General features: G+C 32.7%; 13 protein-coding genes and 1 riboswitch. Of the genes, 1 reads left to right on the plus strand and 12 read right to left on the minus strand.

Going from position 1 to position 13394, the window contains the following annotated elements:
• Nucleotides 1–7: 7 nt before the first annotated feature.
• The 12 genes from GQR97_RS12790 to GQR97_RS12845 form a co-directional block, all read right to left on the minus strand.
• The gene (locus tag GQR97_RS12790; RefSeq protein ID WP_158848984.1) at nt 8–439 is read right to left on the minus strand and encodes a hypothetical protein; all 432 of its coding nucleotides are present in this window, start codon (nt 437–439) and stop codon (nt 8–10) included.
• A gap of 95 nt (nt 440–534) precedes the next feature.
• Nucleotides 535–954: a thiol-disulfide oxidoreductase DCC family protein gene (locus tag GQR97_RS12795; protein WP_158848986.1), complete on the minus strand. Its 420-nt coding sequence runs from the start codon at nt 952–954 to the stop codon at nt 535–537.
• A gap of 77 nt (nt 955–1031) precedes the next feature.
• Nucleotides 1032–2096 (minus strand): HesA/MoeB/ThiF family protein, encoded by a 1065-nt coding sequence (moeB, locus tag GQR97_RS12800; protein WP_158848988.1) that lies wholly within the window; start codon nt 2094–2096, stop codon nt 1032–1034.
• Nucleotides 2096–3208 (minus strand): 2-iminoacetate synthase ThiH, encoded by a 1113-nt coding sequence (gene thiH / locus GQR97_RS12805; RefSeq protein ID WP_158848990.1) that lies wholly within the window; start codon nt 3206–3208, stop codon nt 2096–2098. Before thiH ends, moeB begins: the two co-directional genes overlap by 1 nt.
• A gap of 6 nt (nt 3209–3214) precedes the next feature.
• Nucleotides 3215–3988 carry a thiazole synthase gene (locus tag GQR97_RS12810; RefSeq protein ID WP_158848992.1) on the minus strand — a complete coding sequence of 258 codons (774 nt, stop codon included), beginning with the start codon at nt 3986–3988 and terminating at the stop codon, nt 3215–3217.
• A gap of 32 nt (nt 3989–4020) precedes the next feature.
• Complete coding sequence (gene thiE, locus GQR97_RS12815) at nt 4021–4668, minus strand: thiamine phosphate synthase (RefSeq protein WP_158848995.1); 648 nt, start codon at nt 4666–4668, stop codon at nt 4021–4023.
• Nucleotide 4669: 1 nt separating this feature from the next.
• Nucleotides 4670–5422: a hydroxymethylpyrimidine/phosphomethylpyrimidine kinase gene (locus tag GQR97_RS12820; RefSeq protein WP_158848997.1), complete on the minus strand. Its 753-nt coding sequence runs from the start codon at nt 5420–5422 to the stop codon at nt 4670–4672.
• Nucleotides 5419–6018, minus strand: coding sequence for a thiamine phosphate synthase (locus tag GQR97_RS12825; protein ID WP_158848999.1), 600 nt, complete (start codon nt 6016–6018; stop codon nt 5419–5421). The genes GQR97_RS12820 and GQR97_RS12825 overlap by 4 nt, the downstream gene beginning before the upstream one ends.
• A gap of 111 nt (nt 6019–6129) precedes the next feature.
• Nucleotides 6130–7989: a phosphomethylpyrimidine synthase ThiC gene (thiC, locus tag GQR97_RS12830; protein ID WP_158849001.1), complete on the minus strand. Its 1860-nt coding sequence runs from the start codon at nt 7987–7989 to the stop codon at nt 6130–6132.
• Nucleotides 7990–8068: 79 nt separating this feature from the next.
• Nucleotides 8069–8272, minus strand: coding sequence for a sulfur carrier protein ThiS (gene thiS / locus GQR97_RS12835; protein WP_158849003.1), 204 nt, complete (start codon nt 8270–8272; stop codon nt 8069–8071).
• Between the two features lie 88 nt (nt 8273–8360).
• Nucleotides 8361–8463: riboswitch (TPP riboswitch) on the minus strand.
• A gap of 174 nt (nt 8464–8637) precedes the next feature.
• On the minus strand, nt 8638–9411 hold the full coding sequence (locus GQR97_RS12840; RefSeq protein ID WP_158849005.1) for a hypothetical protein: 774 nt from the start codon (nt 9409–9411) through the stop codon (nt 8638–8640).
• Between the two features lie 24 nt (nt 9412–9435).
• Nucleotides 9436–11604 (minus strand): endonuclease MutS2, encoded by a 2169-nt coding sequence (locus GQR97_RS12845; RefSeq protein ID WP_158849007.1) that lies wholly within the window; start codon nt 11602–11604, stop codon nt 9436–9438.
• A 388-nt stretch (nt 11605–11992) separates the two neighbouring features.
• On the opposite strand from GQR97_RS12845, the gene GQR97_RS12850 reads away from it, so the two are divergent.
• Nucleotides 11993–13306 carry a hypothetical protein gene (locus GQR97_RS12850; protein WP_158849010.1) on the plus strand — a complete coding sequence of 438 codons (1314 nt, stop codon included), beginning with the start codon at nt 11993–11995 and terminating at the stop codon, nt 13304–13306.
• Nucleotides 13307–13394: the final 88 nt, after the last annotated feature.

Genomic DNA, 13394 nt, shown 5'->3' on the forward strand with positions numbered 1-13394 from the left:
GTATCACTTATAAATAAATGCTGATGGTGTTGTTGTCTAAATCAAATGTTTTGTCTGTTACTTCAATATTAGTTAGAGTTCCATAATCGCAACATTCATCTGTTTCCGGAGTAGTTGTGTCGTAGCTTATTATTGCGGCAGTTTCAGCGTTTATTTTAATTTCTAGAGTTCCTGCAGATATACTTTTTGCAATGTACAGCACACCAGTAGATTCTATAATATTAAATTCTAACAGCGTTTCTGTTTCATTTTGTATCAAAATATTTTCCTTAGAAATACTGTTTTGTGAAACCATATTTTCGTTCGTTTCAGTATCAATTAAATTAATTAAAATTGAAGGTTCAGCACATAAAATAGCCGAGCAATCGGGTTTATCGTCACTGCTATTACAAGATATAAATAGAGTAATTAAAACTAAGTAAGAAATCTTTTTTAACATAATAAGATGTTTTATTTATAGATAACCAAACACGAAAAAGGTTGCGCGTCAGCAAGATGTTTCTTTTAGATAAATAAAAAAGATAGAATGAAAATTTACTCTAAAAACCGATTTTTTAATTCAACTGTAGGTATCATACATGATTCTTTTTTACCATACCATTTATAACGATTTTTTGCAATAAAATCGTAAACCCAATTTCTGATAAAAGCGGGAATGATAAGGAATATACCCATTAAATTCTCAGGAAAGCCTAATGAAAAACCTACTTTTAGTGCAGCCGTAGATTTATAATCAATTCCTTTCTCGGGTGTATAGAGTAAAATAGAATCTACTTTTTTAGTGTCAATTTTATAATACTCAAGGATTTCTTTTCCAACATCACTTTGTAGTGCTGTAAATAAAAATTGTTCGTTTTTATCACGTTTTATTACATATTGTACGCTGCTGTTACAAAGGTTGCAAACACCATCGAATAGTATAAGTTTTTTATGTTTAGGGACTCCAAAATACATGTTGTAAAAATACCATTTTATAAATCAATTCAAAGCGATTAAAATAGGTTTTATAGTAGGTTGTTTTGGTGTACTTTTTAGTTGTATTTGTCTAAACCGTCTTTCAAATTCACAACCTTTTTACTGAATTTATGGTTAAGTAAAATTGTAATGGCGGCTTTACTTCTTACACCCGATTTACAGTATACCAAAAGGTTTTTGTTTTTTGGGATTTCTTGTAAACGCGCTTCAAGTTCGTTTAAAGGAATATGGAGACTCTCAAAATAATAATCATTTCGTTCAGCATGTGTTCTTACGTCGAGTACGTTATAATTTTGTTTGTTTATGGCGTAATCCTGAAATGTGATTTCCGTTATTTCTTTAGATATGCCACAAAAACCATCATAGTTATCTTCTAGTTTTTCGATGGATATAGCTTCATTTTTTTTGAATTTAAAAATAAGTTGTTCAGAGCTAAGCGCGTTGTATGTTAGAATTTTACCAGAGAGAACATCGCCCAATTGTAATATTGTTTTAAGGACTTCATTGGCTTGTAAGCTACCAATAATACCAGGCAAAACGCCTAGAACTCCAATCTCTGAGCAGTTAGGTACCTCATTTGGTTTTGGAGGAGTAGGGTATAGGCATCTGTAGGTTGGACCGTTTTTATAATTAAATACAGATATTTGCCCTTCAAACTTGAAAATAGATCCAAAAATTACGGGTTTATTAGCAAGTACAGCGGCGTCATTTACTAAATATCGTGTTGGGAAATTATCACTGCCATCCACTATAATATCGTATTTAGAAAAGAGTTCAATAGCATTTTCTATAGTTACTTTTTTTAGATGAACTTCGAAAGTAATAAACGGATTTAACCTAGATAATTTACTCGCAGCAACTTTAGCTTTATACTTTCCTAAGTCGTCATGGTTGTATAAAATTTGTCGTTGCAAATTACTTTGGTCAATCGTGTCATGATCTGCAATGCCAATAGTACCAATACCTGCAGCTGCTAAATATTGCAAAATTGGGCAGCCCAAACCTCCAGCTCCAATGATTAAAACTTTAGCTTGTTTTAATTTTAATTGCCCAGATTCATTAATTTCATCTAAAATTAAATGGCGATTATATTGTTGATGTTCTGCTTTAGATAAATTCATTATTCCCAATTATTACTCCAATCTTTCCAAACCACTTCTAGTCCTTGATCTTTTAGCATTAAAGTCACTTCTTCTGTAGAACGCTCATCCGAAATTTCAAATTGTTCTAAAGATTCTGGTGCTACAGCATAACCTCCTGGATTTGTTTTAGATTCTGCACTAATTGATGTAATGCCAAGATTCACAATGTTATTCCTAAATACTTCACTTTCACGTGTAGACATAGACAGTTCGACATCTTCATCTAGTAACCTAAAAGCACAAATTAACTGCACCAAATCTGGATCTGTCATTTCTACCTTTGGATCTAACCCTCCAGAATGTGGACGAAGCCTAGGGAAGGATATGGAGTATTTTGTTTTCCAATATGTTTTCTGTAAATATTTTAAATGTAACGCGGTAAAAAAACTATCGGCTCGCCAATCTTCTAAGCCAAATAAAGCGCCTATACCAATTTTATGAATTCCGGCTTTACCTAGTCGGTCAGGCGTGTCTAATCTAAAATCGAAATTTGATTTTTTACCTTTAGGGTGGTGTTTTTTATACTCTTCTCTATGATAAGTTTCTTGATAAACTAAAACTGCAAATAAGCCATTATCAATTAATTGCTCATATTCATTTTGATATAAAGGTTGTACTTCAATAGTAATATTTGAGAAGTGAGAACGAATTAATTTTAATGCATTATTAAAATAATCCACACCAACTGTTTTGTTGGCTTCGCCTGTTACTAGTAGAATGTGGTCGAATCCTTTTGATTTGATGTAAGTAACTTCTTTTAAAATTTCGGCATCGGTTAAGGTTCTACGCGCAATTTTATTCGTCATGCTAAATCCGCAATATGTGCAAATATTTTGGCACTCGTTGCTTAAATACATTGGCGAGTACATTTGTATGGTATTACCAAAACGTTTTTTAGTTAACGCTTTACTTAGCTGAGCCATTTGCTCTAAATAAGGTTTTGCAGCAGGAGAAATTAACGCTTTAAAATCTTCTAAATCGCGTTTCGGGTTTCCTAAAGCACGTAAAACATCGGATTCTGTTTTAGAAAAAATACTCTGTAGAGTATCGTCCCAATTGTAAGTGTCAAATATGTTTTTGAAACTGCTCATAGATTCTTAATTCAAAAAACTTGTTAACGGACTACTTGCTTCTGCTTTTTTATGCACTATTGGAGCAAGTTTTGCTTTATAGGCCATGCGTCCAGCTTCTACGGCCATTTTAAAAGCAATAGCCATGTCGGTTGGGTTTTGAGAAACTGCAATAGCGGTGTTTACTAAAACAGCATCGGCTCCTAGCTCCATAGCGTAAGCGGCATGCGATGGTGCACCAATACCAGCATCTACAATTACAGGAATATTACTTTGGTCGATTATAATTTCGAGAAAATCTTGAGTTTTTAAACCTTTATTACTACCAATAGGCGCACCTAAAGGCATGACACATTGTGTACCAACTTCTTCTAAGCGCTTACATAAAACAGGGTCGGCATGGATATAAGGCATCACAACAAAACCTAATTTCACAAGTTCCTCGGCTGCTTTTAATGTTTCTATAGGGTCTGGTAATAAATACTTTGGATCGGGATGAATTTCTAATTTAATCCAATTGGTTTCTAATGCTTCACGAGATAATTGTGCTGCAAAAACGGCTTCTTTTGCATTTCGTACACCAGATGTATTGGGTAATAGATTAATTCTAGGATGATTTAAATGTGATAAAATATCATCTTCTCTATCTTGTACATCTACACGTTTTAGCGCCACAGTTACCAACTCACTTTCCGAAGCTAATAAGGCCGCTTTCATTAATTTAGACGAGCTAAATTTTCCAGTTCCAGTAAATAATCTTGAGCTAAATGTTTTATCTGCTATTTGTAATTTATTATTCATAATAAAAGTAACTTTTATTAAAGATTTGTGTTTTATTTTTCTTCAGGTTTCCAGCGTTGTTCCTCTGTTGTGCCTCCGTTTATAAGTTCTTTAAATTTTGAGATTTTATTGAAATCGCTTGTGATTTCTCCCGAAACGGCAATACCGTAAACACCTGTTATCATAATATCTAAAATATCATTCAATGTGATGCCACCAATAGCGATAACCGGAATATCTGTTTTTAAGGATTCTAGTATTGTTTTGTATCCTTCTTCTCCTAAAACAGGGCTTAAGTTTTCTTTTGTTTCCGTAAAACGGAAAGGCCCCAAACCTATATAATCTACTTTTTGATCAATTAATTTTTTGCAATCAGCAAGTGTGCTAGCGGTTCCTCCAATAATTTGCCAAGATGCCAATCCTTTTCGGGCAATAGTTGGGGAAGTATCCGATTTACCTAAATGCACACCATCGGCTTTAACTTCGGCTGCTATTTTATAATAGTCGTTTATAATTAAGCGTGTTTGAAAATGTTCTGTAATTTCTCTCGCTTTTTTTGCAGTTTCTAAAACAGTTTTAAGGTCGTATTTCTTTAAGCGCAACTGAATCAATTCGGCTCCAGCAGCACAAGCACTATGGATATTTGTTAAATGTTCTTGTGGCGTTGCGCCTTGCGATATGTAATGTAATTTAGCTATCATATTATTTTTTTGAATGAAATCCTAACAATGATTTATTAGAATTTAAAAATTTTTCGGTGTATCGTTTACCTTCTTTGCATGCTTTTAACAAAGGAAATCCTAATGCTAAATAACTCGTTATAGCAGAAGATAAAACACAACCACTACCATGTTTTTCGGAGCAGTTGAATGATTTTGGGTTTAAAGTAAATTGCTTTTTATTTGTAATATAAAGAACGTCTCGTCCTATTTTATCTGTACGGTGACCACCCTTTAAAAATAGATTTGTTTTTGATGAAATATAAGCAATTGTTTCTTCTATATCTTTTTCTGGGTATAATTGTTGAATTTCATTGTAATTAGGTGTTAATAGATATATTTTAGATAATATATCGTCTAATTTTTCTGAATTATTAGAATGAAAACTAAAGTCTGAACTTGACTTTAAAACAGGATCTAGAACGATTTTAATTTCCGGATTTAGTTCTTGCAATCTATTAATTATAATGGATAATATTTCCCAGTTTTCTACAATACCAATTTTAACATAATTGATTTCAAAACGATTAAATAATATCTCCATTTGATTTAAAATAAGAATTATTTCTGTCCAATGGCAGGTTTTAAATTCTATGTCATTCTGGATGGTATTCGCTGTGCAAACAGATAAACCATAACATTTTAAAGCTTCAAATGTTTTTATGTCCGCAGTTAGTCCGGCTCCATTAGATGGATCGAAACCTGCGATGGTTAATATGCTTGGTCGTTTTTTCAAATTATTGTAGTGTCGTAAACTGTTTTTAATTCTATGAAACTTTTAACGGGATTATTTGAATTCCATATACCTCCCAAAACTCCAACACCTTTAAAACCTAATTTAAAAGTTTCGATTATAGTATCTGCGTTAATACCTCCCATACCAATAATAAATTTATCTATATGGTTTACATCAAAACCTCTCCCTTCGTAGCCTACTTTAGAAATAGAAGAAAACACGGGACTTAATAAATGGTAATCGAATTCGAATTCGCAATCTTCTAATGTTTTTGGTTCATGAAAAGAGGAACTAATGCTTTTACCAAACATGTTTAGATTTTTAAAATACTGTCCAGGATTATCTATATGATCTATCCGTTTTTGTTCTTGAAAGTGAATGCCTTTTAAATCGAATTCATTAATTAGTTCATGAAAATAATGCACTACAATTCTATTATGATATTGTTTATCTATTTGATTTAAATAAGCGCAATGTTCTTCATAGTTTTTATTGGGTTTTCTAAAATGATAGTATTGTAAACCTTCTTGAAACAACTGGTTAAGTATTTCAATTTCGTTTGGAATATCATGTTCTGGTGCTATTAAAACTATCATTTTTTTTGAGTTAGGGATTGCAGTGAAAATCCTTTTGCTTTTGCAAAAGATTGTAACGGAAAGCCCGCCCTCGCTTTGTTTAAAAAGCGGGGGAACTCCCAATTAATTATTCTACAAATATACTTCAGATCCTTTATCTTTAAACTCTTTTGACTTTTCTTTGAAACCTTTTGCAATAACCTCGTTATCTACAATGTCGTTTTCGGCTGCAAAGTCTCGTACTTCCTGAGAAATTTTCATGGAACAAAATTTTGGACCACACATAGAACAGAAATGCGCAATTTTTGCACCTTCGGCAGGAAGTGTTTCATCGTGATATTCGCGAGCACGTTCTGGATCTAAACCAAGGTTAAATTGATCTTCCCACCGGAACTCGAAACGTGCCATACTCAAGGCGTTATCTCTATGTTGAGAACCAGGATGACCTTTAGCTAAATCGGCAGCATGGGCAGCTAATTTATAAGTAACCACACCAACACGAACATCTTCTTTATTAGGTAAACCCAAGTGTTCTTTTGGAGTTACGTAACAAAGCATCGCGCAACCGTACCAACCAATCATGGCGGCACCAATACCAGATGTAATATGGTCGTAACCTGGAGCAATATCGGTTGTTAAAGGGCCTAGTGTGTAAAAAGGAGCCTCGTCGCAAAGTTCAATTTGTTTCTCCATATTTTCTTTAATCATGTGCATGGGCACGTGACCTGGACCTTCTATAAAACACTGTACTTCGTGCTTGCGGGCTATTTGTGTTAACTCGCCAAGGGTTTCTAATTCTGCAAATTGTGCTTCATCATTCGCATCTGCAACAGAGCCTGGACGTAATCCGTCACCAAGAGAAAAAGCGACATCGTAAGATTTTAAAATTTCGCAAATATCTTCAAAATGTGTGTATAAAAAACTTTCTTTATGGTGAGCTAAGCACCATTTTGCCATAATGGAACCACCACGAGATACAATACCGGTAACACGTTTTGCCGTCATAGGCACGTAACGAAGCAATACGCCAGCGTGAATTGTGAAATAATCTACACCCTGTTCGGCTTGTTCTATTAATGTATCACGGAAAATTTCCCATGTTAAATCTTCGGCAACGCCATTAACTTTTTCTAAAGCTTGGTAAATTGGCACGGTACCGACAGGAACAGGTGAGTTGCGTACAATCCACTCGCGTGTTTCGTGAATATTTTGCCCAGTAGATAAATCCATGATATTATCTGCGCCCCAACGGCAAGCCCAAACGGCTTTTTCTACTTCTTCCTCAATGGATGAGGTTGTGGCAGAATTTCCAATGTTGGCGTTTATTTTCACCAAGAAATTACGACCCAAAATCATAGGTTCTGCTTCTGGGTGGTTTATGTTTGAAGGGATTACTGCACGACCTCTTGCTACTTCTGATCGTACAAATTCTGGTGTAATTTTATCTGGAATAGAAGCGCCAAAGTGTTCGCCTTTATGTTGTTTTCTAATCTCGGTCATTTCATCAATTCGTTGGTTTTCACGAATAGCGATGTATTCCATTTCTGGAGTAATAATGCCTTTTTTAGCGTAATGTAATTGTGTTACGTTTTGTCCTGTTCTGGCACGCAATGGCATTTTTAGATGCGAAAAGCGCATGTGGTCTAAGCTAGAATCATTTAAACGCTCGTTACAATATTTTGAAGAAAAACCGCTTAATTGCTCGACATCTCCACGTTCTAGAATCCAGCTTTCGCGAATTCTTTCTATACCGGTGTGTACATCGATGGCTTTATTAGGGTCTGTATATGGGCCAGAGGTATCGTAAACAGTTATAGGCTGGTTTGGTGTTTTCTTTTTCGTCAACGAATCTGTAGTATCACTTAAAGAAATTTCACGCATGGCTACTTTAATTTGCGGGTGAATTTTTCCTTTCACGTAAATTTTATTAGAATTTGGGAAAGGGTTTCTTGTTATTCCGTCTTGTTTTGGTGCAGTGTCTTTTGTTTTCATTGCTTATTTATTTGATAGCGTGTAACTGGTAATAAATTTGATTGAATTTTGTGTAGATTTTATTTGTAGAAGGTTGGTTTTAACCGCCTTGAGTGGCTTTTATGATTAACACCTCGTCACCATCATTAAGAGTTTGAGTTTTCCAGTCGGTTCTAGTGATGATGTTTAAGTTTACGGCAAGTGCTATGCCGTTCGTCGAGATTTCTAACTTTTTTAAAATGCTTTCTAGAGAGCATTCTTTATTTAATTGATGTGTTGCGTTGTTTACCTTTATGTTTATCATATAAAAATAGTTTGTGCAGACTAAATAAGTTTAGTCAAACAATTTTTGTAAACGATAAAAGGTTCGGGAATTTGAAAAAAGGGCAGTGGTTACACTGTTAACTTTTCCCTCCGTTGGTGTTAACCAAATCAGGTTCTAAGGATGTTTCTCAAACTAATTATATAAATAATTAATTACTCCTAAAGTTTACTATCGCAAATATATGTAAAACAATGAAAGATTAGACTACAAAAAATGAGATTGTTTTTTTTCATTTTTTAAATGATGTATTATACTTATGAAAGTATCATCATTATTTGTTTTAAAAGTCTTTTTAAGATAAAGGTTAGAGATATAATTTATCTATTTTATTTTCCAATGTGATTTTACTCTATTTTCCATTGATATTTATCTTCTTCACTTAATATTTTATAGATTTGGAATCCAAATTCGGCTAAATAAACTAAAACTTTATTTAGTAATACTATGTCAAATTGAATTAAAATTTTATTTCCTTCAAGTTTGTTTTTATTAAATAAAAATTCAAATAGATTTTTATAATATTGGTTATTTGGGATTTTAGAAACATCTAAATAACCTTTATTGTGAGTTACTGAATGTCGAATCTCACTAAATATTTTGAGTAATTCTTTAAATTTGAAGTCATTAATGTTGTTTTTTGAATAATTAACTAACCTTTTTCCTCCTGCTTTTTTGATTAGCTTATAGATGTTTTCTCCTCCTTTTAAATCTTTTCTTGAGTAGTTTTCATTAAATCCAACTAACTTTTTAAATTCAATATCATTTATGATTTTTGAATCTATACAATCTTTCAAAAATCTTTCAAAAGCTTCATAGCATTGTGAATAAACAAAACTAAATTCTCTTGATAAAATTTTAGTTATTTCATCGGGATAATTTTCTTTTCCAGTTAATTTATTAATTCCAGTATGAAAACGTAATTTAGAATTATTTTCTCTTTGTAATGTCCAGTCTTCAATTACTAAAGATGTTAATGAAGAATAAATAGATTCTTCTGTCTTATATTTTTCTATGTCTTTTATTAAGACCTTATTAAGTCTATTTGTTGAATGTTTAAAATCCGTTATCGTATGAAAGTAGTTGTCTAAATTTTTTCTGTAAATGTTCTCGATTTTCATTTTATCCAACTTAAAAAATGATTATTACTTCTTCATATGCTCCACCAATTCCAACTGATCAATACTCACATTTGTAGTAAAGATGCCATAGTTTACAACAGCTTTATTTTTTTCAATTTTATCAATGGTACCAACGGCTCGGCCATCTTCCATGCGGACGCGATCGCCTAAACGAATTATCGATTTTGGTTTAGGAGCTTCAATGGCTTTTTTCTTCGCTTCTTTTTTCTTTTCGCGAATAACTTCAACCTTTTTTTCTACTTCTTTTTTTACCTGAACTTCTTTGGCTTTTACTTTCTTTTTTTGCTTTACAGTAACGCGTTTACGTTTAGAATTTTCAATTTGAACTATTTTAAAAAGTTCGCCCATGAGTTCTTTTTTCTGTTTGTTTTCAAAAAACTTCTCGGCAATATCATTAACCTTTTGGCCTAAGTAAATTAAACGTTGATTGCTATCGTAGAGTTCTTGATAGCTTTCTAGTTTCTTTTGGATTTTGGTATTTATTTCTTCAAGTTTATCGGCTTCTTCTCCTTTTTTCTTTTCGTTTTCTTTTAATGATTGGCCTGTTTTTTCTAATTTAGAACGTTCTTTTTGAAGTTTAGCAATTGTGGCATCAAAACGAACTTTGCTACGTTCAATTTTCTTTTTAGCTCGGTTTATTAAACTATAAGGAATACCATTTTTCTGTGCAACTTCAAAAGTAAAACTACTTCCTGCTTGTCCGATTACGAGTTTAAATAAAGGTTCAAGCGTACGCTCATCAAAAAGCATATTTGCGTTAAGCATATTTGGCATTTCGTTTGCCAAAATTTTCAGGTTAGAATAGTGTGTGGTAATAATTCCAAAAGCTTCGCGATGGTAAAACTCTTCTAAAAAAGTTTCCGCTAAAGCACCTCCAAGTTCCGGATCACTCCCTGTTCCAAATTCATCTATTAAAAAAAGTGTGTTTTTGTTACACTTCTTCAAGAAATAATTCATTTGTTTTAAACGATAACTATATGTACTTAAATGGTTTTCAATGGATTGGTTGTCGCCAATATCACTTAATATTCTATCGAATAAACAAACGGTGCTCCGTTCGTGTACAGGAATTAGCATACCACTTTGCAACATAACTTGTAGTAATCCAACGGTTTTTAAAGTTATACTTTTTCCGCCCGCATTTGGTCCAGAGATCACAATAATCCTGCTATCTTTTTTTAACTCTATACTTTGCGAAAATATTTTTTGTTTTTTTTCTAAATTGTTTAAATAGAGTAGTGGGTGGAAGGCATCACGCAAATTCATGCTGTGATCTTCTGTAAATTCTGGTAAAATCCCGTTCATAGATTTGGCGTATTTCGCTTTCGCGGAAATAAGATCTATATCGATTAAAAAATCTTGATAATTTTCTAATAATGGTAAAAACGGACGAATAAAATTGGTAACATCTTTTAAAATACGAATAACTTCTTCTTGCTCTTCGTATTCTAAATTATTTAGTTCACGTGAATGTTGCAGCGTAGTTTCTGGTTCTATATAAACAATACTTCCTGTTCTACTACCGCCCATTATGGCGCCTTTAACTTTACGGCGGTACATCGCTTTTACTGCTAAAACACGTTTGTTGTCTACCACAGATTCGCGAATATCATCTAGATATTCCATGCCGTGGTAAGTATTTAAAGCGGAACTGAAGCTCGCGTTTATTTTTCCTTTTATTTGGTTTATAGATTGACGCAAACCATATAAAACAGTAGAGGCATTATCTTTTATGTCTCCAAAACGATCAACAATAGCATCTACTTTTTCAATAAGTACTTTGGTAACTTCAATATGCGATGCAAATTGGTGTAATTCTGGGTAATATTCTGCAAATTTCTTTAAAAACACAAGTATTGCATTTACCGAAATCGACATTGAAACAATTTTTTTTAAGCCATGCACTTCTAAATAAGTGTTTTCTATATGAAGGAGTTTCAATTCTTTTGCAATAGTATCGAAACCATGGTTAGGTATACGATTATCGTTATATAATGACGATAAATATTCGTTAGTGAGTTGTAATGCGTTTAGGAGTTCTTCTTTGGTTCTAAACGGCTCTATTTCTAAAGCCTTTTGTTTGCCTAATGGTGTTACGCAAAGCTCGCTTACTTGTTGTAAAACGGCATGGAACTCTAAATCTTGTAATGTTTTTTCGTGAATGTGTATCATTCGAAGTTTAATGGAGATTATCTAATAAAATGTGTGCTAATTTACATATTCTAATTGAGAATGGGTGTCTATAAATGTAACTCGGTTAAATTAAGCGGAAACGAGAAGCTTATGTAGTATATTTCTTGTTTTTTTTTAGTGAATTAATGAGTTTAATTTTTATTTTTTTAAAAAAAAGACTAAAGATATCGGATTTGCTGCTTTTTTGTTTCTTACTGATTATCAATTGTTTGGCGCTGAAAGATGCATTTCGTCGATAAAAAGCAGTTAATAAACTACTTAAAAAAGCATTTCGTCGATAAAAGATGTCTTTTCATAGGATAAATATTGTATTTTTGAGGAAATTATTATGCAATTTTATTGTTCCAAGCCTAAAATTTAATTACTTATGAAAAAGTTTACTTTAGAATTACTGTTGTTTTTGTTTCTGTTTGGTAGTGCCTTTGCTCAACAAGAAAAAGGAATAATAGGTGATAACAACTGGTTAGAGAATTGGACGGAGTTCAATCCAAAACAATCTAACTACAGAGAACCTAATAAAATATTAACAGGTAACATTACCGAAGACTTAACTCTTAACAAAAGAGACACCTATTTACTTATAGGTAGTGTTTTTGTAACCAACAATGCAACACTTACTATTGAACCTGGTACAGTAATAATTGGCGACTACGATACTAAAGCATCACTTACTATTGCTAAGGGCTCTTTTATAGTGGCAGAAGGTTTAGAAACCGATCCTATTGTTTTTACTTCAAATAGAAGTGTAAAGCGAGCTGGAGATTGGGGAGGAATATTTATACTTGGTGATGCTCCAACAAATAAATTTGGTAATGGTTCAGTAGTGTCCTTCTTTCCTGGTTTAGCTACAAAAGATTATGCATATACTGGTTTTGGAGGCGATAATGCAGAAAGCTGCTCGGGTATTTTACGATATGTTAGAATTGAATATGCTGGTAAACGAATTAAAGGTGCTGGGTATTTAAATGGTTTATTGCTAGCGGGTGTTGGAAACCAAACTGTATTAGAAAATATTATGATGAGTTATTCTGGTGGTGATGCTATTGAAGTTTGGGGAGGTGATGTCATTTTGAAAAAAGTAGTATCATATAGAACAAGTAGTAATGATTTTAAATTTAATTATGGTGTACAATGTGAGTTATTTAATTCAATAGCAATAAGGTCTCCTTATATTTCAAGTAGTGAAGGGTCTAGATGTTTTCAAATATTGGCTTATGACGATATTGCTGATGTCGATTTTTCTAAGCCCGGAACATCTGTAGTCGCAAAAAATGTTACTATGATTAATAATAGTGAAAATTTAGCAGCCGATGTAGAAAAAGGTTTGGTAAAGGAAGCTGTATTTGTTGCTTATAATACATCATTAGAAATGAGTAAGACTGTAATCTCTGGTTTTAACCCGGCAGTTATTTTCGAAGAGAAGATAAATATTAATCAGGAAAGCCTAGATCAAATAAAATTTAGCAATATGTATTTTAATAATTGTAATGGAAACATTTTTGTTGAGCATAATTCTAATAATGAAGATCTAGAAAACTGGTACGGGAACTCTTCTTTTTTTAATGTTTATGCTAAAAGCAGAAATTCAGAAACATTTATTAATATAAGAGACGAGCGTATGCCTGATTATCGTTTAAGAATTAATGAAATTACTTCAGTACAAGATGTTAATATGGACTAATATTTTTTTAATCTACCATATTTAAGTTTTAAAAATACTTAAGTTATTGTTATTTAGCTGTTTGGCTCCTTCGTTTTTTAGGGGTTTT

It is taken from the genome of Algibacter sp. L1A34, assembly GCF_009796805.1.
GTDB lineage: Bacteria > Bacteroidota > Bacteroidia > Flavobacteriales > Flavobacteriaceae > Algibacter.